This window comes from Rhizobacter sp., from assembly GCF_035702065.1.
Classification (GTDB): Bacteria; Pseudomonadota; Gammaproteobacteria; order Burkholderiales; family Burkholderiaceae_C; genus Rhizobacter.
The window spans coordinates 1-21,878 of sequence record NZ_DASSRA010000280.1; the positions used below are offsets into that span (position 1 = coordinate 1).

Consider the following 21,878-nt stretch of genomic DNA (forward strand, 5'->3'; position numbering starts at 1 on the left):
ACGTCGTGCTCGATCAGCAGGATGGTGCGGCCGTCCTTGCGGATGGTGTCGATGAGTTCGCGCAGCACCACCTTCTCGGTGGCGTTCATGCCGGCGGCCGGCTCGTCGAGCGCGATCAGCTTGGGGTCGGTGGCGAGTGCGCGCGCGATCTCCAGGCGGCGCTGGTCGCCGTAGCTCAGCGTGCGGGCCTTGAACTCGGCGTACTTGCCGATGCCCACGTAGTCGAGCAGTTCCTGCGCGCGCTTGGCGATGGCGGCCTCTTCGGCCTTGAAGCTGCCAGTGCGGAACACCGCGCCGAGCAGGCCCGAGGCGGTGCGCACGTGACGCCCGACCATCACGTTCTCGAGCGCCGTCATCTCGGCGAAGAGGCGGATGTTCTGGAAGGTGCGCGCGATGCCGGCCTTGGCCACCTCGTGCACGGCGGTCGGCTTGTAGGGCTTGCCGCCGAGCTCGAAGCTGCCCGAGTCGGGTGTGTAGAGCCCGGTGAGCACGTTGAAGAAGGTGGTCTTGCCGGCGCCGTTGGGGCCGATCAGACCGTAGACCTGGCCGGCCTCGATGTGGATGCCGACGTCGGAGAGGGCCTGCAAGCCGCCAAAGCGCTTGGAGACGCCGCTGACCTTGAGTACGTTGGTGGTCATGCCGGCTCCTTACTTTTGCGCTGCCGGCGCGGCCTTGCCGTGCTCGGGTGTGGGCCACAGGCCGCGTGGGCGGGCCAACATGATGGCGATCATGGCCAGCGCGATCAGCAGCTGGCGCAGGATGGCGGCGTCGAGCCGGCCGTCGGTCATGTTCTGCAAGGGGCCAGCGACATAGCGCAACACCTCGGGCAGGGCCGCGAGCAGCAGCGCCCCAAGGATCACGCCGGGAATGTGGCCGATGCCGCCCAGCACCACCATCGCGACGATCATCACCGACTCCTGCAGGCTGAAGGACTCGGGCGACACAAAGCCTTGGAAGCTCGCGAACAGCACGCCCGACACGCCGCCGAAGGTGGCGCCCATGCCGAAGGCAAGCAGCTTGAGGTTGCGGGTGTTGATGCCCATGGCCTTGGCCGCGATCTCGTCTTCACGGATGGCCATCCACGCACGGCCGATGCGCGAGCGCTCGAGCCGGTAGCAGATGAGCACGCTGAAGATCACCAGCGCGAGGAAGAGGTAGTAGTAGTTGGTGACCGAGGGGATCTCGAAGCCGAACAGCGTGTGCTTCTTGGCGAAGTCGTAGCCGAAAATCACGATCGGGTCGATCTGGCCGAGCCCTTTGGGGCCGTTGGTGATGTTGACCGGCGCGTCGAGGTTGGTGAGGAACACGCGGATGATTTCGCCGAAACCGAGCGTCACGATCGCCAGGTAGTCGCCTCGCAGCTTCAGCGTCGGGGCGCCCAGAATCACACCGAAGGCACCGGCAATCGCAGCCCCCAGCGGCAGCACGGCCCACCACGGCATGTGCAGCCCTCCGGGGAAGGTGGCAGCCACGCCGGGGAAGGTGTCGAACAGGTGGGGCGAGGCCAGCAGGCCCAGCATGTAGGCGCCCACCGCGTAGAAGGCCACGTAGCCCAGGTCAAGCAGGCCGGCGTAACCGACGACGATGTTGAGACCCAGCGCCAGCAGCACGTAGAGCAGCGCGATGTCGATGATGCGCACCCACGCGTTGCCGAACTGCTGGGCGATCAGCGGCGCCACCAGCAGCAGCACGCCGGCGATGAGGAAGACGATGAGCTTGTTTTCTCGCAGGTTCATGTGCGGCTCCCGGGGTCAGGCGCGGTCGGCCACACGCTCGCCGAGCAAGCCTTGCGGCCGCAGCGTGAGCACGAGGATGAGCACGATGAACGCGAAGATGTCCTGGTAGTGGCTGCCCAGCACACCGCCCGTCAGGTCGCCGATGTAGCCGGCGCCCATGGCTTCGATCAGGCCCAGCAGCACGCCGCCGACCATCGCACCGGCCAGGTTGCCGATGCCGCCGAACACCGCGGCGGTGAAGGCCTTCAGCCCGGGGAGGAAGCCCATGGAGTGCTGCACCGAGCCGTAGTTGGCGGCATACATCACGCCGGCCAGCGCGGCCAGCGCGGCGCCGATGATGAAGGTGGCCGAGATCACCATGTCGGGCCGCACCCCCATCAGTCCCGCCACACGCGGGTTCTCGGCGGTGGCGCGCATGGCACGACCGAGCTTGGTGCGGTTGACGAGGTACATCAGGCCGGCCAGCGTGACCGCCGTGGTGACCAGGATGACGATCTGCACGGTGTTGATCACCGCCCCGCCGATGAAGAACGGCTCGGAGGGCAGCAGGATCGGGTAGGGCTTGGGGTTGGGCTTCCACAGGATCATGGCCAGCGTCTGCAGCAGCAGCGACATGCCCATGGCGGTGATCAGCGGTGCCAGGCGAGGCGCGTTGCGAAGTGGCCGGTAGGCGATCTTCTCGATGCTGAAGTTGAGTACCGCACACACGATGATGGCGGCGATGAGCGAGATCAGCATCAGCATCCAGCCAGGCCAGCCGGTGCTGGCGAGCACGCTCACGACCGTCCAACTGGTCAGTGCGCCCACCATCAACACCTCGCCGTGCGCGAAGTTGATCAGGTTGATGATGCCGTAGACCATCGTGTAGCCCAGTGCCACCAGCGCATACACGCTGCCGAGCACCAGACCATTGATGATCTGCTGGATGAAAGTGTCCATTGAGGAGTCTCCTGGAAATCGAAAGCGGGCGGTCTTTTGAACCCCGCCATGTGCTCTAGCAAAAAGCCCGCCGTGGTGTCGCCAACGGGGGTCTCTGCCTTGGGTCCTGGTTCTGGGTGCGGGATTCTAGGGGCCGGGTTCAGTGCTCTCTCGTGCGCGTTTCCCCGTACGGTGTTTCAGCGCTTCTTGGAGTCCGCACGGCTGCGGGCTTCGTCGTTCAGGCGGCGCAATTCTTCCAGACGTTCGCCGATGCGCAGCTCCAGCCCGCGGGGCACGGGTTGGTAGAAGCGCGGTGGCTCCATGTCGGCCGGCCAGTAGCTCTCGCCGGCGGCGAAACCTCCTTCCTCGTCGTGCGCATAGCGGTAGTCGCGCCCGTAGTCCAGGTCCTTCATGAGCTTTGTCGGTGCGTTGCGCAAATGCAAGGGCACCGCACGGGTGCCGTCCTGGGCAACGAAGCTGCGGGCCATGTTGTAGGCGGTGTACACCGCATTCGACTTGGGTGCCATCGCCAGAAACACCACCGCCTGCGCCAGGGCCAGTTCGCCTTCGGGCGAGCCCAGGCGCTCGTAGGTCTCTGCGGCATCGAGCGCCATGCGCAGGGCGCGCGGGTCGGCCAGGCCGATGTCTTCGCTGGCCATGCGCACGATGCGGCGCGCGGCATAGCGCGGGTCGACGCCGCCATCGAGCATGCGCACGAACCAGTAAAGCGCCGCGTCGGGGTCGCTGCCACGCACGGCCTTGTGCAGGGCGGAGATGGTGTCGTAGAACTGCTCTCCACCCTTGTCGTAGCGGCGCAGCTGCTCCCCGAGCGAGCGCTCCAGCAGCGGCTCGTCGATCTCCGCCACGCCGCCCACCATCGCCACCAGGTTCTCGTACGCGTTGAGCAGGCGGCGCGCGTCGCCGTCGGCATAGCCGATCAGCCGCTGTTCAGCTGCTGGCGCGAGCGGCGGGGCCGAGAGCTCTTTGCGCGCACGCACCAGCAGCGCTGCCATGTCGTCGTCGCCCAGGCTCTTGAGCACGTGCACCGTGGCGCGCGACAGCAAGGCCGAGTTGACCTCGAAGGACGGGTTCTCGGTGGTGGCACCGATGAAGGTGAAGAGGCCCGACTCCACGTGCGGCAGGAAGGCGTCCTGCTGCGACTTGTTGAAGCGGTGCACCTCGTCGACGAAGACCACCGTGCGGCGGCCCTGTGTCTGCGCGGCCAGGGCGCGCTCGACCGCCTCGCGGATGTCCTTGACGCCTCCGAGCACGGCCGAGATGGTGATGAACTGCGCATCGAACGCGTCGGCCATCAGTCGCGCGAGCGTGGTCTTGCCCACGCCGGGCGGGCCCCACAGGATCATGGAATGCAGGCGGCCGGACTCGAACGCCACGCGCAGCGGCTTGCCCTCACCCAGCAAGTGCGACTGGCCGATCACCTCGGCCAAGGTGGTGGGACGCAGCCGCTCCGACAGCGGCGCTGCCGGGGCGTCGTCAGCGAACAGCGAGGCCGTGGTCATGGGCGGATTGTGGCAGCGCGCCTCCCACAAGCCGCCATGCCCGCAGAAGCGACAAAGGCACCTCGCGGTGCCTTTGTCGTGCGTGTGTGCGCGAAACGCCGTTCAGTCGAGCCGCACGTTCAGCCGCACCCAGGTGACTTGGCCTTCGGGGCGGTTGCGCACCTCGAACTCCTGCATCCACTTGAGGTCCAGCGCCCAGTTGCCGCTCTCGGCCAGATAGGCCAGGACCGGGCCGGCGCCCAGGGTCTGAACCTTGTTGCCGTGCTCAGCCACGCCGGGGCCATCGTCCTTCGTGAACTGCTTCAGCACATAGCCCTGCAGGCCGAACTTCCAGTTGTCGTTGGCGCGGTACATGCCGCTCCAGTCGGCGTGCAGGTAGCTGCCCGAACGCACGTCGGTCTCGCTGTTGCGCGAGTTGATGGAGTAGGTCATGCGGGTGCCTGCCTCGAGGCCGTTTTCCCAGGCGCGCGCGGCCACCATCAGGGGGCGCAGCGTCCAGTACCTGCCCGTACCGGGGTTGACCACGCGATCCTTGTCGTAGTCGCCGGTGGGCACCACGACGGCCAGGCCGGCCACGAGGCGCGACTCATCCTGCTGCCAGTCGATGAAGCTGGCGACTTCCATGTCGGCCTGGCCGCTTTCGCTGCCCGAGCGAAGCGCGCTCTGCTGCGCCAGCAAGGCATTCGCGGCGGCGATCTGGCCCGGCGTCAGGCCGGCGGGCAGCGCCGCGTTCAGGGTGACGTCGGTCGTCTGGTGTACCAGGGGCAGCGAGGCCGAGAAGCCCAACCGGCCCTCGCCCACCATGATCTCGCTCACGTAGGTGAGGCGCGGCACCAGCACCTCGGCGCGGATGCGCACGTCGGGCGTGACCTGCAGCGGGCCCAGCGGCGTGGTCATGGTCTGCGTGACGGCTTCGCCATCGTTGCCGCGCAGGGTGTCGGCGCTGTAGTGCTGCACCCAGAACTGGCCGTACCAGCCCGGGAACTGCGGGGTCGCGAGTTCGTAGGAGGGGGCGCCGAGCAGGGCACGCACCTGGCCGTTCTCGGTGGCCAGCGCGCTCAGCGGCGAGAGCATCGCCACCGCAAGAGCAGCGGAAGTGAACAAGGGCGCAGCCGCGCGGCCGCCGGTGGTGAACACGGTCATCGTCGATTCCTGTGAAGGTTGTTTTGTGGCATGGGGCGGCATCGTGCCAGCGAGTGCGCCGAACGACCGTGCGAAGCTTCACGCTCATCCACATCTAGGGGCAGGCGTCTATGCGGACAAACCCGGCGGCCGCGGTGTAATCCGGGCCTCGCGGCGACCCGCCATGCGTCGCCCATCCAAAGGAATCACCATGAACCGATTTTTCGGCCCCCTCGCCGCTGCCTGTCTCTGCGTCTTCGCATTCATCCGCCCGGCGGTCGCCGCCGAAGTGGACGTGGAGGGCTACCGCTTCAACGACGTCGCCTACGTGCACGGCCAGACGCTGGCCCTGAACGGCGCCGGCACGTCCAGCATCCTGTCGACCAAGTCGACCGCGGTGGCCTTCTACCTGCCGCGCAAGCAGACCACGATGGAAGCCGCTGTGGCGGAGAAGGGCGCGAAGCGCATCCAGTTCTACATGATGCGCGACGTGCGTGCGCGCGACCTGGCCAACGCGATGCTCGACCGCATCCGCCAGAACGTCCCGACCGAGGAGTTCGCCGCCAACATCGTCCAGACCTCGCAGCTCGGCTCGGTGTTCGGCACGCGCCCGAGCGTGGCAAAAGGCGATCTCGTGATCGTCGACTACAACCCCGTCACCCAGACCACCGAGTTCACGCTGAACGGCCAGAAGATCGGCGAAACGATCAAGGGCGAAAGCTTCTTCCCGATGATGATGAAGGTGTGGATCGGCCCGAAGGTGCGCGGCAGCACGCGTGACGCGCTGCTGGGCGTAGCGCCCTGAGCTTTTACTGCTCGATCACGTCCGCGCCCTTGGGCACGGTGAACACGAACGCGTCGGCCTTCGCCGGCTCGTTTGAAACGAACTGCGTGAACTGAAGCACGGAGCGTTGGCCAAAGGCATCGACCACCTCCACCGAGGCGAGCACCTTGCCCTTGAAGCCGATGCGCACCGACTTGAAGGTACCGTCTTTCGCCTTGGGCGTGGCCTCGGCCCAATCGAGCCCGTCTTTCGAAGGCTGGGCCGCCAGGTCGAAGTCGGTCTCGAGCGACCCGCCAGCCAGCAAGGCGGCGGGCGTGGCGCCCAGGGCCTGCGAGAACTTGCGTGAGCTGGCCTGGTTGAGGTCGGCGTCGTAGATCCAGACCTTCTGCCCATCGGCGACGATGGTCTGCTCGAAGGGCTTCAGGTAGTTGAAGCGAAAGCGGTTGGGCCGCGAGAACTCGAAGTTGCCGCTGGAGGTCTTCTTCTTGGCGCCGTCGGGCGAGGTGACGGTCTGCGAGAAGTTGGCGCGGCCGGTCTTCACGTCACGCACGAATTCCTTGAGCGTGTCGACAGCATCGGCATGCGCCGCGGCCGCGGCAAAGCTCAGCAACGAAGCGGCAATGATGCTTTTCATTCAGCGCGGGCCGGGACGATGATGTCGCGGTTGCCATTGGTGGACATGCCACTTACGAGCCCGGATTTCTCCATTTGTTCCAGCAAGCGCGCTGCGCGGTTGTAGCCAATGCGCAAGTGGCGCTGCACCAGCGAGATGGACGCGCGGCGGTGCTGCAGCACCACGGCCACGGCCTGGTCGTACATGGGATCGTTCTCGCCGTTGCCGCCGCCGGGCATGTCCGCGGTGGACACATCGCCCTCGCCATCGAGCGTGCCGCCTTCGAGGATGCCTTCGATGTAGTTCGGCTCGCCTTGCTGCTTGAGGTAGTTCACGACGCGGTGCACCTCGTCGTCGCTCACGAACGCGCCGTGCACACGCACCGGCAAGCCAGTGCCCGAGGCCATGTAGAGCATGTCACCCATGCCGAGCAGCGCTTCGGCGCCCATCTGGTCGAGGATGGTCCGGCTGTCGATCTTGCTGCTGACCTGGAAGCTCAAACGCGTGGGGATGTTGGCCTTGATCAGGCCGGTGATCACGTCGACACTCGGGCGCTGCGTGGCGAGGATGAGGTGGATGCCCGCAGCACGCGCCTTCTGCGCCAGGCGGGCGATCAGCTCTTCGATCTTCTTGCCGACCACCATCATCAGGTCGGCCAACTCGTCGATCACCACCACCACGAAGGGCAGGCGCTCCAGCGGCTCGGGCTGCTCGGGCGTGAGGCTGAACGGGTTGGGCAGCGTCTCGCCGCGCTCGGCGGCTTCGGCGATCTTCTTGTTGTAGCCGGCCAGGTTGCGCACGCCCAGCTTGCTCATCAGCTTGTAGCGGCGCTCCATCTCGCCCACACACCAGTTGAGCGCGTTGCCGGCCTGCTTCATGTCGGTGACGACCGGCGCCAGCAGGTGCGGGATGCCCTCGTACACGCTCATCTCCAGCATCTTCGGGTCGATGAGGATCAGGCGCACGTCACGTGCCTCGGCCTTGTAGAGCAGGCTCAGGATCATCGCGTTGATGCCCACCGACTTGCCGGAGCCGGTGGTGCCTGCCACCAGGCAGTGCGGCATCTTGGCGAGGTCGGCCACAACCGGCGCGCCGATGATGTCCTTGCCCAGGCCCATGGTCAGGTGCGAACCGGCGTCGTTGTAGACCTGCGAGCCGAGGATCTCCGACAGGCGGATGGTCTGGCGCTTGGCGTTGGGCAGCTCCAGCGCCATGTAGTTCTTGCCGGGGATCACCTCGACCACGCGGATGCTCACGAGGCTGAGCGAGCGCGCCAGGTCCTTGGCCAGGTTGACGATCTGCGCACCCTTCACGCCGGTCGCAGGCTCGATCTCGTAGCGCGTGATCACCGGGCCGGGCGAAGCGGCCACGACGCGCACCTCGACGCCGAAGTCCTTGAGCTTCTTCTCGATGAGGCGCGAGGTCATCTCCAGCGTCTCGGGCGTCACCGTCTCCTGGCGGCCGGGTGCGGCGTCGAGCAGGTCGACCTGCGGCAGCTTGGTGTCGGCGAGTTCGGTGAAGAGCGGCTTCTGGCGCTCCTTGACCACACGTTCCGACTTGGGCACCTCGATCACCGGTGTCTCGATGACGATGGGCACGTGGTCTTCTTGCAACTGGTGCTCGACCTCGATCACGTGCTCGCGTTCGCGCAGGGCTTGCGCACCCAGGCGCTGGTCTTCGGCACGCTCGATGCGCTCCACGCGCTTCTCGCGCAGCGAATCGACCCAGCGACCAATGCCTTCGGCCGTGCGCAACCACGAGAAGCGGAAGGCCAGCGCGAGGCCTGCCACCAGCATGGCGATCCACAAGACGCCCGAACCTGCAAAGCCCAGCCAGCGTTGGCTCAGCGGGCCCAGCATGTAGCCGAGCACGCCACCAGCATGACCGCCGGCGACGCCATGCTCGAACTGGTACAGCCGCGTCCACTCCAGGGCGCTGCTTGCGCTCAGCAGGAGCAGCACACCCAGCCAGAACATCCACAGCGGCGCATGGGCACGGTGACTGCCGGGCGCCTCGCCGCCGCGCAGGACACGCGCCAAGCCGCCGAGCCAGGACCGCAGAGAAACGGCCAACCCCCACCAGGCGGAGTAGCCGAAGAGCAGGAATGCGAGGTCGGAGAAATACGCGCCGACTGCACCGATCTTGTTGAGTGGCAACGCCGAGCTGCCGGACGTGGTGAACGCGGCATCGGCCGCGTTGTGGGTCGCCAGGGCGATCAGAGCCAGCAGCCACAGCACGCCACCCACCAGCACCCCGAACCTCGCCCGCAAACCCACGGGCGCAAGCGGCGCCATGTTCACGCCGGGAGACCCATCACGGGTGTAGGTGCCGGAGGACGATGCAGCGTTGCCCGCATCGTTGCGAAGCGATCCAAGCGGAAATGTCATGCAGCCATTGTGGCCGAAGCAACCGGGCGCACACCCATGCCCCGGCGAAGCAACCGGCTCAGCCCGTCAGCCGCTCTTTGATGATGACCGAGCCGTTTTCCTGGGTCTCGACCATGCCGCGGTCCTCCAGGTCTTTCATCACGCGGCTCACCATCTCGCGCGAAGCGCCGACGATCTTGGCCATGTCCTGGCGCGAGACCTTGTTGCGGATGATCTTCACCTCGCCCTCGTCTTCGGCCATGTCGAGCAGCGAGCGCGCCACGCGGCCATAAACGTCGAGCAAGGCCAGCGATTCGATCTGGCGGTCGGCACTGCGCAGGCGCTGCACCAGGCCACGCATGATGGCATAGGAGAGGCTGGAGTTCTCCGGCAGGCAGCGAGCGAACTCGGCACGGCCGAGAATCAGCATGTCGGTCTGCACCTCGGCGCGCACCGTGGCCGAATGCGGTTCGTTGTCGATCAGGCTCATCTCGCCCACATAGTGGCCAGGTTGGAGTACCGCGAGAATCACTTCTCGCCCACGAGAATCCGAAGTCAATACCCGTGCGCGGCCCGTCAGCAAAATAAACAGTGCATTCGACTTCTTGCCGTGTTCAACCACAATCTCACCGCGACGAAAGCGCCGCTTTACCACGCTGTCGGCGATGGCTGAAGCCTGCTCGTTGGTGAGCAGAGAGAACAGCGGTACGCGCCGGATCAAGTCCAAGTTGGACAACATGGCCATCGGAGAACCTCCTATTTGTCGAATGCGCAGTCTAAGGATTCAAACGTGGAAAACTAACGTTTCCAGTGATTATCGATATTGTCACCATTACACGAATTGATGCCAGTCGGCGTCAACCCCATGTCAGACTGACCGCCCTGCGCGTGACCCCGCGCCTCCACACTTCCTGCTTTTGCCATGAGCCAATCCACCCAACACGCCCAAGTCCTCATTCTTGGATCGGGCCCCGCGGGCTATACCGCAGCCATCTATGCGGCACGCGCCAACCTCAAGCCCATGCTGGTCACCGGCATCGCCCAAGGCGGCCAACTGATGACGACCACGGAAGTCGACAACTGGCCGGCCGACGTGATGGGCGTTCAAGGCCCCGAGTTGATGCAGCGCTTCTTGCAACACGCCGAGCGCTTCAACACGCAGATCGTCTTCGACCACATCAACCAGGTCGATTTCTCCAAGCGCCCGTTCACGCTCAAGGGCGACTCGGGAACCTACACCTGTGACGCATTGATCATCGCCACCGGCGCCTCCGCCAAGTACATCGGCCTTCCCTCTGAGGAGGCCTTCATGGGGCGTGGCGTCAGCGGCTGCGCTACCTGCGACGGGTTCTTCTACCGCGACCAGGACGTGTGCGTAGTGGGCGGCGGTAACACGGCCGTCGAGGAGGCCCTCTACCTTTCGAACATCGCACGCAAGGTGCACCTGATCCACCGCCGCGACAAGTTCCGCGCCGAGGCCATCATGGTCGACAAGCTGATGGAACGGGTCAAGGCCGGCAAAATGGAACTGCACCTTTGGCAAACGCTCGACGAAGTGCTGGGCGACGCTTCAGGCGTCACCGGAGTCCGCCTGAAGAGCACGCAAGGTAGCGGCACCAGCGAAATCGCGGTCAAGGGCTGCTTCATCGCCATCGGCCACCAACCCAACACCGACATCTTCAAGGGCCAGCTGGAGATGAAAGACGGCTACATCGTGACCCAGAGCGGCCTGAACGGCATGGCCACCATGACCAGCGTGCCAGGCGTATTCGCGGCAGGCGATGTGCAGGATCACATCTATCGCCAAGCGATCACCAGCGCCGGAACGGGCTGCATGGCTGCCCTCGACGCGCAGCGCTTCCTGGAGCATTGAGTCCAGACGTAGCCAGCCGGACAAAAGCTGGCTATAATCGTCGTCTTTGCCGAAAACGGTACTGCAGTGCAGCCAGCCTTCTGGCCGCAGCCACTGCCCCGATCGGCCCCTGTTCTGAAACAAGATCACACGGAGAAGCGTCATGGCACGCGTCTGTCAAGTTACGGGTAAGCGCCCGATGGTGGGCAACAATGTTTCCCACGCCAACAACCGGACCAAGCGCCGTTTCCTGCCGAACCTGCAATACCGCCGGTTCTGGCTGGAAACCGAAAACCGCTGGGTGCGCCTGCGCATCACCAATGCCGCACTGCGCCTGATCGACAAGGTGGGTATCGAGCAAGTCGTCGCCGACCTGCGTGCCCGCGGCGAAATCTGATTTAGGAGCCGATCATGGCAAAAGGTGGACGCGAAAAGATCAAGCTGGAATCGTCAGCCGGCACCGGTCACTTCTACACGACCGACAAGAACAAGAAGACGACCCCCGAAAAGATCGAAATCATGAAGTTCGATCCCAAGGCTCGCAAGCACGTGATGTACAAGGAAACCAAGCTGAAGTAATTCAGCCGCCGGTTCAAAGAAGCCCGCTCGGTTCGCCCAGCGGGTTTTTTGTTGCCCGCTGAATTCTGTCACCCCAAAAGAAAAGGCCCGCGAGAGGCGGGCCTTGTTCGTGGTCAAGCGAGGCGTTGGTTACGCGTGAGCTGCACGCAACTTCAACGCAAATTCCTGCAGAGCAGCAATGCCACTCTCCTCCGCCTTCTTGCACCAGGCCTGCAGGTCGGCCACCAACTGCTCGGCGGAGACATTGGTGCGCGTCCAGAGGAGACGCAACTCTTCGCGCATGGCCACGAGCTTGATCAGCGCGGGGCTGTGGTCACGGGCGCTGTCGACCTGAGCCTTGAGGTGCGACGGAATCTTGTCGGCATCACGGTGCAGCCACCGGCGAGCGAGGCGCATGTCCGCCAGCTTCTTGCTGCCGTGGGCACCTTCGGCCTTGAGCCGTTTGACCTCGCTGCGGCAGGCGTCGCGCAACCCGCGGGCGTACTTGGCCATCACTTCGTAGCGGTTGGCGATAAGTGCTTCAAGCGTCTTGGAATCGGCCACTGGCTTGACCGTGCCGAGCTTGAGCATGGGCGGAGTCTTGCGGACCTTGGCCAGACCCATCATCTCCAGGCCGCGGATGTAAACCCAGCCGATGTCGAATTCGTACTTCTTGACCGACAGCTTGGCCGAGGTCGGGTAGGTGTGGTGGTTGTTATGCAGCTCTTCACCACCAATCAGGATGCCCCATGGCGACACATTGGTGCTGGCATCCTGCGCCTCGAAATTGCGGTAACCCCACCAGTGGCCGAGGCCATTGATGATGCCGGCGGCAGTGATGGGAATCCAGAGCATCTGGATAGCCCACAGCGTCAGGCCGATGGCGCCGAACAGCATGAGATCGATCAGCAACAGGATGCCCACGCCTTGCCAGGTAAAGCGGCTGTAGACGTTGCGCTCCATCCAGTCATCCGGCGTTCCATGCCCGAACTTGGCGAGCGTTTCCTGGTTTTTGGCCTCGGCCCGATAGAGCTCGCTGCCGGTCAGCAGAACCGTTTTGATGCCGTGAGCGACCGGGCTGTGCGGGTCGTCCTCGGTTTCACACTTCGCATGATGCTTGCGGTGAATGGCCACCCATTCCTTGGTCACCATGCCGGTGCTCAACCAAAGCCACAGACGGAAGAAGTGAGACGGGATTGCATGCAGATCCAAAGCCCTGTGAGCCTGGGAGCGGTGCAGAAAGATCGTGACAGAAGCAATGGTGATGTGGGTCGTAACGAGCGTGAACAGCACGATTTGCCACCACGTCGCTTCGACAAGGCCGTTGGCAAGCCATCCCACCAGCCCATTCCACAGAGACATCAATTCGTTCATCAAATAGCCTTTATACCGTCGCAGCGGACGGGGTCCCCTATTGTAGGTGACCACCCCCCGCCGATCCCCGAAAAACCGAGGCCTTTGGGGGCCTCTGCGACCCTACATGGTGCTGCTTTGAGGCAGGTCAAGCTTCTCAGGTCCGCTCCCAGACCGCAGCAAAGAACCCGTCCGTGCCATGCCGGTGCGGCCAAAGGCGCAGGAAATCACCACGAACCAAGCTGTCCGGTTGGGCGACATGCGCCTTTTCGAGCAAGGCCCCCGCGGGCTGGGGTTTGAATTCCCGGGCATGGGCGTCGCTGAAGGCCGTTGCAATGGCTTCGTTTTCCGCCTCCAGCAGGCTGCAGGTGGCGTAGACCAGGCGGCCACCTGGCTTGAGCAGGCGCGCGGCACTCGCCAGGATTGCAGACTGTTTGGCGCGCAATTCTTCAATGGACTGGGGCGATTGCCTCCACTTCAGGTCGGGATTGCGCCGCAGCGTACCCAAACCCGAGCAGGGAGCATCCACCAGCACCCGGTCGATCTTGCCGGCCAGGCGCTTGATGCGGTCGTCGCGCTCGTGGGCGATCTGCACCGGGTAGACGTTCGACAGCCCGCTGCGGGCCAGCCGCGGCTTCAGTGCTGCCAGCCGGTGGCCTGAGGTGTCGAAGGCGTAGAGCCGGCCGGTGTTGCGCATGGCGGCCCCGAGCGCCAACGTCTTGCCCCCTGCGCCGGCGCAGAAGTCGACCACCATCTCGCCGCGCTTGGCGTCGGTAAGCAGGGCGAGCAACTGGCTGCCTTCGTCCTGCACTTCGATCTCGCCTTTGGCGAAGGCGTCGACCCGGTTCAGCGCCGGCTTGCCCTGCACACGCAAGCCCCACGGTGAGTAAGGCGTCGGCACGGCGTCGATGCGGCTCTCGGTCAGAGCCTTTTGCACGTCTTCGCGCTTGGCCTTGAAGGTGTTCACGCGCAGATCGAGCGGTGCGCTTTCGTTGAGGCTGTTCACCAGAGGCCAGAACTCCTCGCCCAGCGAGGCCTGAAGCGTCTCGGCCAGCCATTCCGGCAGGTTGTGTCGCAGTTTCTCGGGCAAGGCCGTGCGGTCCAGCGCCTGCACCTGGGCCAGCCACTGCTGCTCGGGTTCGCTCAGCGCGGCACGCAGGAAGCCTTCGTTACCCTGCCAACCCAGCAGCGCCAGGCGCCGCTCCATCTCGCCTTTCCCAGACTGGGCCAGGTGCTGAAACAGCAGCCGCTGGCGCAGCACGGTGTAGGTGGTTTCGGCGAGCGTGTGCCGCTCGCGCTGACCGAGTGCGCGGTGGGTGCGGAAGAAATCGGAAACGACGCGGTCGGCGGGGGTGTCGAACTGCAGAACCTTGTGCAGCAGATCGGTCGCGAGTTCGAGCAAGGCGTTGGGATGCATCGCACGATTATCCTTTGACCCCATGAGCAACGACGACCTGCCACCCCTCCCCCACACACCCCTGGGTCGTTACCGGCACTACAAGGGCGGGGAGTACGAGGTCATCGGTGCGGCGCGCCACAGCGAGACGCTGGAACCTCTGGTGGTCTACCGCCCGCTCTACAACCGGAGCGGACTCTGGGTAAGGCCGCATGCGATGTTCTTCGAGTCGATCGAGATCGACGGCGTTCTCCAGCCCCGCTTCCAGCGAATCGGGCCGGCATGAGCGCACTGATTCGGCTCTTCCGGGCGCGCTCGCACCTGCTGCTTGCCATCCTGGTGGGCCTCGTGGTGACGCTCGCCTGGCGCGGCCCGCTGGTCACCCGCATGCTCGTGGGCTGGGACGTGGCAGTGTGGCTGTACCTGGTCGAGGCGTACTGGGTCATGTCGCGGGCCGACCACCAGCATGTCCAGCGCACGTCCATCGCTCAATCGGAGAGCGCAGCGGCGGTGCTCGCCATCGCCATCGCCGCGGTGGTGGCCAGCATGGCGGCGATCGCGGTGGAGTTTTCGGCCGCCAAGAACAGCCCGACCACGCTCGCACTGCCGCACATCCTGTTCGTGGTGGTCACCGTGGTGGGTGCCTGGCTCTTGCTGCCGACATTGTTCGCGCTCAGCTACGCGGCCTTCTACCACCGCAAGCCGCCGCACCACGGCCTGCTGTTCCCCTCATCCGGCGAGGCCGAGCGGCCACCGCACTCGCCGCACTACTGGGACTTCCTGTACTTCTCGTTCACCATTGCCGTGGCTTCGCAGACGGCGGACGTGACGGTCACCACGACGTCGATGCGACGCCTGGTGCTGCTGCAGTCGGTGCTGTCTTTCGTGTTCAACACCGCGATCCTGGCGCTCGCGGTGAACATCGGCGCCGGGCTGATTTAGATCAGCTGCGGCTCGCCGCTGGTGTGGGTGACGATGCCGTTGTCCACGCGCAGCAGGCCCTGGATCAGCCAGCGCACGGCGCGTGGGTAGAGCACATGCTCGCGGGCCAGCACGCGTGCCGAGAGCGTCGCCTCGGTGTCGCCTGGCAGCACCGGCACCGTGGCCTGCGCAATGATGGGGCCATGGTCGAGTTCGGCGGTCACGAAGTGCACCGTGGCCCCCGCCAGCTTGCAGCCGGCCTCGATGGCGCGCCGGTGGGTGTGCAGGCCGGTGAAGGCAGGCAGCAAAGATGGGTGCACGTTCACCATGCGGCCTTCGAACTGCTTCACGAAGCCAGGCGTGAGGATGCGCATGAAGCCGGCCAGCACCAGCACATCGGGCTCATAGCGGCGCACGACGCGGGCCAGTTCGGCATCGAAAGCCTCGCGGTCGGCAAAGCCCTTGTGATCGACCACGGCGGTGGCGATTCCACGCGCACGCGCAAACTGCAGGCCTGCCGCATCGTGGCGGCTGCTGACGACCGCCGCCACGCGCGCCGGCCAGCCTTCGGTGGCGCAGGCCTGCACGATGGCTTCCATGTTGGAGCCACGCCCGGAGATCAGGATCACGATGTTTTTCATAGGGGCGCAAGTGTAGGTTGAAGCCCCCCGTCGCTTCGCTCCTGCCCCCAAGGGGCGCCACCCAGAGGCCCGGCGAAGCCGGTTCCTCGGGCGTTGTTTGATAATCCCCATCCCCTCCGAGAAACACCATGACCGAACGCGCGCTTCAACGTGTCCTGACCGGCATTACCACCACCGGCACCCCTCATCTGGGCAACTACGTCGGCGCGATCCGGCCGGCCATCCGGGCCAGCCTGGAGCCGGGTGTCGAGAGCTTCTTCTTCCTCGCCGACTACCACGCGCTGATCAAGTGCGACGACCCCGCACGCATCGAGCGTTCGCGCCTGGAGATCGCCGCCACCTGGTTGGCGGCCGGGCTCGACGTCAACCGGGTCACCTTCTACCGCCAGAGCGACATTCCCGAAACGCCCGAGCTCACGTGGCTGCTCACCTGCGTCACCTCCAAGGGCCAGATGAACCGGGCCCACGCCTACAAGGCGGCGCTGGATGCAAACGTGGCCGCCGGCGACGACCCGGACGCCAACATCACCATGGGCCTGTACAGCTACCCCATCCTGATGGCGGCCGACATCCTGCTCTTCAACGCGCACCGCGTGCCGGTCGGCCGCGACCAGGTTCAGCACATCGAGATGGCACGCGACGTGGCGCAGCGCTTCAACCACCTCTTCGGCCAGGGCCGCGACCTCTTCGTATTGCCCAGCGCCGAGATCGAGGAAGAAGTGGCGATGTTGCCCGGGCTCGACGGTCGCAAGATGTCGAAGAGCTACGACAACACCATTCCGCTCTTCGAGGGTGGCCCCAAGGGGCTGAAGGACGCCGTCGCACGCATCGTCACCGACTCTCGCCTGCCCGGCGAGCCGAAAGAGCCGGAAGGTGCGGCGCTCGTGACCATCTACGACGCATTTGCCGACGCCTCGCAGCGCGCCCAGATGCGCACCGACCTGCGCGCCGGCCTCGCCTGGGGCGAAGCCAAGCAGCGCACCGTCGACCTGATCGAATCTCACATCGGTCCGATGCGCGCGCGCTACGAAGACCTGATGGCCCACCCGGAGCGTGTGGAGGAAGCCTTGCTGAACGGCCGCGACAAGGCCCGCGCCGTTGCCCAGCCCTTGATGACTGAGCTGCGCGAAGCCGTCGGCCTGCGCAAGATGGTCGCGCTGCCTGCCAAGCAGAAGACCTCGGCCCCTGCCCGGCAAGCCCTGCCCGTCTTCAAGCAGTACCGCGAGGCCAATGGCCGCTTTTACCTGAAGCTCAACGATGGCGACGGCACCCTGCTGCTGCAGGCTGGTGGCTTTGATGAGGGCCGCGAAGCCGGTCAGTTCATCAAGCGTCTGAAGACCGAAGGCGTGTCGGCGCTGCCAAGCGCTCCGACCGACGTGCTGGTGCCCTTGCCCCGCATTGAAGCGGCCCTGCGCGCTCTTACCGAGTCCGAATCCTGAGCCAGCCGCCCATGGCAGGCATCCACATCACCGACATCGAATCCGCCATCAACTGGTGGCGCGAGCGCTCGCCTTCGCCCGACGGCATCACCGCCTGCAAGGAAGTGCTGGCGCTGGCCGAGACCTACGCGCTGATGGTGTACTACCACGAGGCCGAGTGCGACGAAGACTCCATGCCGCCCAAGGCGCGCGACGCCTGGCTGGCCTGGTACGCCACCACGCCCGACGCGCCGTGCATCGCCATCTGCTCAACCAGCCAGGGCGACGACATCTGCAAGGGCTGCGGACGAACGTTCGATGAGGTCCAGCACTGGACGGTCATGACGCCGGCCGAGAAGCGCCACACCTGGCGCCGCATCACGATGGAAGGCACGGCCTGGCGCTTCAACCGCTACGCCGAGCGTGCCGCCAACCCACCGGCCGCCGAGACCGCATCGGCCGCCACCGAGGACCGCGCTTGACGCAGGCGCAGGGGCTGCTGCACAACGCCCGCCGCATCGCCCCGCTCGCGTGGCCGGTGTTCATCGGCCAGCTCGCCGTGCTCGGCTTCAGCACGGTCGACACCGTGATGGTGGCGCGCTACGCCGCGCTCGACCTGGCCGCACTGGCCATCGGCGCGGCCGCGTACATCACCGTCTTCGTGGGTTTCATGGGCGTGGTGCTGGCCATCGGGCCGATCGCCGGCCAGCTGTTCGGCGCACGCAAGCTGCCCGAGGCCGGCGCGCAGCTTCACCAGGACGTGTGGCTCGCCCTCGGGCTCTCGCTGATCGGCAGCGCCTTGCTGCTCATGCCCGCTCCCTTTCTCTACGCCGCCAACGCGCAGCCCGCGGTGGCCGAGAAGGTGCGCGGCTACCTCGGCTACCTGGCGCTCGCGCTGCCACCGGCGCTGCTGTTCCAGGCCTTCCGCGGCTTCAACACCGCGGTGTCGCGGCCCAAGATCGTGATGTTTCTGCAGGTCATCGGGCTGGCACTCAAAGTGCCGCTCAATGCCTTGCTGATCTACGGCCTGCCGGCCTGGCACATCCCGGCCATGGGCGCGGCCGGCTGTGGCCTGGCCAGCGCCATCGTGATGTGGCTGCAGCTGCTGCTGGCCTGGTGGGTGCTGCGGCGCGACCCGTTCTACGCGCCCTTTGGCCTGCACGTGACGCGGCTCGACCCACCCGATTGGAAGAGCCTCAAGGACCTGCTGCGCCTGGGCGTGCCCATGGGCCTGTCGATCCTGATCGAGGTGACCGGCTTCACCTTCATGGCGATCTTCATCTCGCGCATCGGCGCCACGCCAGTGGCCGGGCATCAGCTCGCCGCCAACCTGGTCTCGCTGATGTTCATGATGCCGCTGGCCATTGCCAATGCCACCAGCACGCTGGTGGCGCAGAGCATCGGGGCCGATCAGCCAGCCGACGCGCGACGCCTCGGCTGGCACGGACTGCAGCTCGGCACCATGATCGCGGCCGTGCTGGGCTGCGTGGTCTTCCTCAACCGCGAAAACGTGTTGCGCGCCTACACCGACAACCCGGCCATCATTGCCGCGGCCATGCCGCTGCTGGCCTGGGTCGCGGTGTTCCACCTGGCCGATGCGGCGCAGACCATCGCCGCCTTCGTGATGCGCGCCTACCGCGTGGCCACGCTGCCGATGGTGATCTACGCGGTGGCGCTGTGGGGGGTGGGGCTGGGCGGCGGCAGCGTGGTGGCCTTCAACCTGACGGGGCTCACGCCGCCGTCGCTGCTGGGTGCACCGGGGTTCTGGTCCGCTTCGGTGACGGGGCTCGTGCTCTCAGGCATCGGCCTGTGCAGCCTGATGCGCTGGGTGCTGCGCCACAAGAGCGGTCACTGAGCCAGCGGAAACCTCAGCTCGAAACAGCTGCCACCACCGTCGCGCGCCAGGCAGCGCACGCTGCCGCCATGCCGTTCGGCGATCTGCTTGACCAGGCTCAGCCCCAGGCCCACGCCGCCGGCCTGTTCGGCATGGCCAGGCAGGCGGTAGAAGGGCTCGAAGATGCGCTCGCGCTGCGCTTCGGGCACGCCGGGGCCGCGGTCGCACACCTGCACGGTGGCGTTCTTGCCATGCACGCCCACCACCGTCAGGACCTCGCTGCCGCCGTAGCGGCGAGCGTTCTCCAGCAGGTTGCGCAGGGCGCGGCGCAGCAGGCGTTCGTCGCCGGCCACGGTGGCCGGGACACCTTCGATGCCGGCTTCGACACGCGCGCCCTCTTCCGCCGCCAGGCCGAGCAGGTCGACAGGGTCGTGTTTCTCCACATGCTGCACGGCGTCGAGCCGGCTGGCGAGCAGCACCTCTTCGACCAGCGCATCGAGCTCGGCCACATTGGTGTCGATCTCCCGCTTGAGCCGCCGCTGCTGCTCGGGCGAGGCTTCGTCGAGCATGGAGACCGCCATCTTCATGCGCGCAAGCGGCGAGCGCAGTTCATGGCTGGCGTTGGCCAGCAGCGACTGGTGCGAGCGCACCAGCGCCTCGATGCGTTCGGCCGCGAGGTTGAAGCTTGCCGCCACCGCCGCCACTTCGTCGCGGCCGGAGACTTCGACACGGTGGTGCAGCTCGCCGGCACCGAACTGCTCCACGCCCTTCTTGAGCGCCTGCAGGCGACGGGTCAGATGACGCACCGCAGGCCACGCCCCGGCAGCCACCGCAATGAACAGCAGGCCCAGCACGACGACGGGGCCGAAGCCCTGCTGCCAGGCCGGCGGCACGAAGGCCATCGGCGCCGGCGGTGGCCCACCGGGTTCGCGGCCGCCCTGCCCCCCCGCCGCGGCGCGCGCCACCGGGCGCAGGCCGGGGCGCATCACCCACAGCGTGCGGCCGTCGTCGAGCGGCACGGCAAAGCCGCGCGCGCCCGATTCCATCTGGCGCCGCTGGAATGATTCCGACGCCGCCACGCGCTCACCGACACGGCTGTCGAGCGCGAGCGGCATGCGCAGCCGCTGCGACCAGTCGACCAGCGCCGCGGCCTGGTCTTCAACCGGCGCATCGGGGGGCGGCAACGAGCGCTGCAGCAGGTCGCCCCAGGCGGCCATGCGTTCGGACAGCGTCGAGTCGGCCATCTGCCGCTCCTGCTCGATGTGGCGCTGGAACAGCCAGCCGGAGCCGAAGGCGAACAGCAGCAGCACCGCCACCACGGTGAGGTAGATCCGCAGCGTGAGGGTCTTCATTCCGTCTCGTCGTCCGCATCCTGCTTCTTGGCAAAGACGTAGCCCGCGCCACGCACGGTGAGCACGCGCCGCGGGGCCTTGGGGTCGTCTTCGATGACGGCGCGGATGCGCGAGATGTGCACGTCGATGGAGCGGTCGAAGGCCTCCAGCGGGTGGCCCTTGAGCATGTCCATGATCTGGTCGCGCGTGAGCACGCGGCCGGGGCTTTGCGCCAGCACCACCAGCAGGTCGAACTGGTGGCTGGTCAGGTCGCAGGGCTGGCCGGCCAGGCGAGCCACGCGGGCGCCGAGGTCGATCTCCAGCCGGCCAAAGCGCAGCACCTCGTCGGCCGCAGCCACCGGTGCTGCGCGGCGCAGCAGGGCCTTGACGCGGGCCAGCAGCTCGCGCGGTTCGAAGGGCTTGGGCAGGTAGTCGTCGGCACCCAGCTCCAGGCCAACGATGCGGTCCATGGGCTCGCCACGGGCCGTGAGCATCAGCAGCGGCAGCTGGCGCGTGCGCGGGCTGCCGCGCAGCTCGCGGCACAGGTCGAGGCCGTCGCCGTCGGGCAGCATCAGGTCGAGCACCAAGGCGTCGAAGCCTTCCGCGGCCAGGCGCTCGCGCCCCTGGGCCAGCGAGCCGGCCACCTCGACCTTGTAGCCGGCACCACGCAGGTAGTCGCCCACCATCGTCGAGAGGCGGGCGTCGTCGTCAATCATCAACAGGCGAGCACTCATTGCGGAAGAATCCCCAGAAATGCCCTGCGGCACCACCACCGGGTGCCGCAGGGCCAGGGTCGAATCAGAACACACCGCACACCCGCTTTACTGGGCAGGGGCACTGGCGGCGCGGCGCTGCATGCGCTCGTGCATGCGCTGCTCGCGCTGCTTGATGCGCTCGCCCAGCTTCACGCGCTGCTCCGGCGTGAGCACGTTGGCGATGTCGAGCAGGGCTTGCGTCACACGCTTGCTGGCCTGGTCGTGCTGGGCCAGGCGTTGCTGCCTGAGGGTTTCCACGGCCCGGGCGTCCACCACCGGGGCGGTGAAGAGTTCCAGACCGCGCTCGTGCTGGCCGCGTGCGGCGTCGTGCTGGGCCTTCAGGTCGGTGGCAGCCGCCTGGGCGATCTGCTTGATCTGGGTGCGCTGGGCGTCGGTGGCGTTCAGGCCTTCGAGCAGGCGGTCGACACCGCGGCCCACGTGCTCGCTCGGGCCCATGAAGAGGCCAGGGCCGCCGAAGCCACCGCCGAAGTCACCCCCGCCACGCGGGCCACCATGGGGCTGCGCCCAGGCGGTGACGGCCACGGACCCCACCAGGGCCATCAGCAGGCCCAGGGTCGCACGCTTGATGCCGCGCGTACCGTGCGTACCTGCGGCCTTGACTGTCTCTGCTGCAAACATCGCTACTCTCCTTGGGAGGCAGGGCACGATCGCCCATGAAGCCATGGTCTGCCCCGGGGGTGAAGCGGCCGTGGCTGGGGGGTAAAGATGTGTGAACCCCTGGGGTAAACCAGCACCGGGG

At 66.3% G+C, this 21,878-nt stretch carries 23 protein-coding genes; 9 read left to right on the plus strand and 14 right to left on the minus strand.

Features of this window, described 5'->3' with window-relative positions; all coding sequences use genetic code 11:
* The 5 genes from VFL64_RS12685 to VFL64_RS12705 form a co-directional block, all read right to left on the minus strand.
* A partial coding sequence (locus tag VFL64_RS12685) for an ABC transporter ATP-binding protein (protein WP_489540742.1) occupies positions 1 to 638 on the minus strand: 638 nt, incomplete at its 3' end.
* 9 nt (positions 639 to 647) lie between these two features.
* Positions 648 to 1,736, minus strand: coding sequence for a branched-chain amino acid ABC transporter permease (locus tag VFL64_RS12690; RefSeq protein WP_489540743.1), 1,089 nt, complete (start codon positions 1,734 to 1,736; stop codon positions 648 to 650).
* Positions 1,737 to 1,751: 15 nt separating this feature from the next.
* Complete coding sequence (locus VFL64_RS12695; RefSeq protein ID WP_489540744.1) at positions 1,752 to 2,675, minus strand: branched-chain amino acid ABC transporter permease; 924 nt, start codon at positions 2,673 to 2,675, stop codon at positions 1,752 to 1,754.
* A gap of 176 nt (positions 2,676 to 2,851) precedes the next feature.
* Positions 2,852 to 4,174 carry a replication-associated recombination protein A gene (locus VFL64_RS12700; protein WP_489540745.1) on the minus strand — a complete coding sequence of 441 codons (1,323 nt, stop codon included), beginning with the start codon at positions 4,172 to 4,174 and terminating at the stop codon, positions 2,852 to 2,854.
* 102 nt (positions 4,175 to 4,276) lie between these two features.
* Positions 4,277 to 5,317, minus strand: a complete 1,041-nt coding sequence (locus VFL64_RS12705; protein WP_489540746.1) for a SphA family protein — start codon at positions 5,315 to 5,317, stop codon at positions 4,277 to 4,279.
* Positions 5,318 to 5,507: 190 nt separating this feature from the next.
* On the opposite strand from VFL64_RS12705, the gene VFL64_RS12710 reads away from it, so the two are divergent.
* Positions 5,508 to 6,101 (plus strand): chalcone isomerase family protein, encoded by a 594-nt coding sequence (locus VFL64_RS12710; protein WP_489540747.1) that lies wholly within the window; start codon positions 5,508 to 5,510, stop codon positions 6,099 to 6,101.
* A gap of 4 nt (positions 6,102 to 6,105) precedes the next feature.
* On the opposite strand, the gene lolA is transcribed toward VFL64_RS12710, so the two are convergent.
* The 3 genes from lolA to VFL64_RS12725 are packed head-to-tail and all read right to left on the minus strand — an operon-like array spanning position 6,106 to position 9,804.
* Positions 6,106 to 6,714 (minus strand): outer membrane lipoprotein periplasmic chaperone LolA, encoded by a 609-nt coding sequence (lolA, locus tag VFL64_RS12715; RefSeq protein WP_489540748.1) that lies wholly within the window; start codon positions 6,712 to 6,714, stop codon positions 6,106 to 6,108.
* Positions 6,711 to 9,080, minus strand: coding sequence for a DNA translocase FtsK (locus VFL64_RS12720; RefSeq protein WP_489540749.1), 2,370 nt, complete (start codon positions 9,078 to 9,080; stop codon positions 6,711 to 6,713). The genes lolA and VFL64_RS12720 overlap by 4 nt, the downstream gene beginning before the upstream one ends.
* 58 nt (positions 9,081 to 9,138) lie before the next feature.
* A complete protein-coding gene (locus VFL64_RS12725) occupies positions 9,139 to 9,804 on the minus strand; it encodes a Crp/Fnr family transcriptional regulator (RefSeq protein WP_489540750.1) in 666 nt (221 codons plus the stop codon).
* A 177-nt stretch (positions 9,805 to 9,981) separates the two neighbouring features.
* Between VFL64_RS12725 and trxB the strand changes: the two genes are divergently transcribed.
* The 3 genes from trxB (at position 9,982) to rpmG (ending at position 11,490) form a co-directional block, all read left to right on the plus strand.
* Positions 9,982 to 10,932, plus strand: a complete 951-nt coding sequence (gene trxB, locus VFL64_RS12730) for a thioredoxin-disulfide reductase (protein ID WP_489540751.1) — start codon at positions 9,982 to 9,984, stop codon at positions 10,930 to 10,932.
* A 142-nt stretch (positions 10,933 to 11,074) separates the two neighbouring features.
* Positions 11,075 to 11,308 (plus strand): 50S ribosomal protein L28, encoded by a 234-nt coding sequence (rpmB, locus tag VFL64_RS12735; protein WP_047498829.1) that lies wholly within the window; start codon positions 11,075 to 11,077, stop codon positions 11,306 to 11,308.
* A gap of 14 nt (positions 11,309 to 11,322) precedes the next feature.
* Complete coding sequence (gene rpmG / locus VFL64_RS12740) at positions 11,323 to 11,490, plus strand: 50S ribosomal protein L33 (RefSeq protein ID WP_047498832.1); 168 nt, start codon at positions 11,323 to 11,325, stop codon at positions 11,488 to 11,490.
* Positions 11,491 to 11,619: 129 nt separating this feature from the next.
* Here the strand turns inward: rpmG and VFL64_RS12745 are convergent, their stop codons facing one another.
* The gene (locus VFL64_RS12745; RefSeq protein WP_489540752.1) at positions 11,620 to 12,843 is read right to left on the minus strand and encodes a DesA family fatty acid desaturase; all 1,224 of its coding nucleotides are present in this window, start codon (positions 12,841 to 12,843) and stop codon (positions 11,620 to 11,622) included.
* A gap of 136 nt (positions 12,844 to 12,979) precedes the next feature.
* Complete coding sequence (locus VFL64_RS12750; protein ID WP_489540753.1) at positions 12,980 to 14,239, minus strand: RsmB/NOP family class I SAM-dependent RNA methyltransferase; 1,260 nt, start codon at positions 14,237 to 14,239, stop codon at positions 12,980 to 12,982.
* Between the two features lie 22 nt (positions 14,240 to 14,261).
* Here VFL64_RS12750 and VFL64_RS12755 point away from each other — a divergent pair, with 22 nt between their 5' ends.
* Positions 14,262 to 14,504 (plus strand): DUF1653 domain-containing protein, encoded by a 243-nt coding sequence (locus VFL64_RS12755; protein WP_489540754.1) that lies wholly within the window; start codon positions 14,262 to 14,264, stop codon positions 14,502 to 14,504.
* On the plus strand, positions 14,501 to 15,160 hold the full coding sequence (locus tag VFL64_RS12760; protein ID WP_489540755.1) for a DUF1345 domain-containing protein: 660 nt from the start codon (positions 14,501 to 14,503) through the stop codon (positions 15,158 to 15,160). Before VFL64_RS12755 ends, VFL64_RS12760 begins: the two co-directional genes overlap by 4 nt.
* Here the strand turns inward: VFL64_RS12760 and purN are convergent.
* The gene (gene purN, locus VFL64_RS12765) at positions 15,157 to 15,780 is read right to left on the minus strand and encodes a phosphoribosylglycinamide formyltransferase (protein WP_489540756.1); all 624 of its coding nucleotides are present in this window, start codon (positions 15,778 to 15,780) and stop codon (positions 15,157 to 15,159) included. The two genes, VFL64_RS12760 and purN, sit on opposite strands and share 4 nt — an antisense overlap.
* A gap of 128 nt (positions 15,781 to 15,908) precedes the next feature.
* Here purN and VFL64_RS12770 point away from each other — a divergent pair, with 128 nt between their 5' ends.
* From VFL64_RS12770 to VFL64_RS12780, 3 genes are read left to right on the plus strand one after another with little or no spacing between them, the layout of a single operon-like run.
* The gene (locus tag VFL64_RS12770) at positions 15,909 to 17,219 is read left to right on the plus strand and encodes a tryptophan--tRNA ligase (RefSeq protein WP_489540757.1); all 1,311 of its coding nucleotides are present in this window, start codon (positions 15,909 to 15,911) and stop codon (positions 17,217 to 17,219) included.
* A gap of 11 nt (positions 17,220 to 17,230) precedes the next feature.
* Complete coding sequence (locus tag VFL64_RS12775; protein ID WP_489540758.1) at positions 17,231 to 17,680, plus strand: DUF3717 domain-containing protein; 450 nt, start codon at positions 17,231 to 17,233, stop codon at positions 17,678 to 17,680.
* Positions 17,677 to 19,053, plus strand: coding sequence for an MATE family efflux transporter (locus tag VFL64_RS12780; RefSeq protein ID WP_489540759.1), 1,377 nt, complete (start codon positions 17,677 to 17,679; stop codon positions 19,051 to 19,053). Before VFL64_RS12775 ends, VFL64_RS12780 begins: the two co-directional genes overlap by 4 nt.
* On the opposite strand, the gene VFL64_RS12785 is transcribed toward VFL64_RS12780, so the two are convergent.
* The 3 genes from VFL64_RS12785 to VFL64_RS12795 all read right to left on the minus strand — a co-directional run bounded on the left by VFL64_RS12785 (position 19,047) and on the right by VFL64_RS12795 (position 21,757).
* Complete coding sequence (locus VFL64_RS12785; RefSeq protein ID WP_489540760.1) at positions 19,047 to 20,384, minus strand: sensor histidine kinase; 1,338 nt, start codon at positions 20,382 to 20,384, stop codon at positions 19,047 to 19,049. The two genes, VFL64_RS12780 and VFL64_RS12785, sit on opposite strands and share 7 nt — an antisense overlap.
* Entirely contained in the window at positions 20,381 to 21,097 is a 717-nt protein-coding gene (locus tag VFL64_RS12790; protein ID WP_489540761.1) for a response regulator, read from the minus strand. Before VFL64_RS12790 ends, VFL64_RS12785 begins: the two co-directional genes overlap by 4 nt.
* An 87-nt stretch (positions 21,098 to 21,184) precedes the next feature.
* The gene (locus tag VFL64_RS12795) at positions 21,185 to 21,757 is read right to left on the minus strand and encodes a Spy/CpxP family protein refolding chaperone (protein ID WP_489540762.1); all 573 of its coding nucleotides are present in this window, start codon (positions 21,755 to 21,757) and stop codon (positions 21,185 to 21,187) included.
* Positions 21,758 to 21,878: the final 121 nt, after the last annotated feature.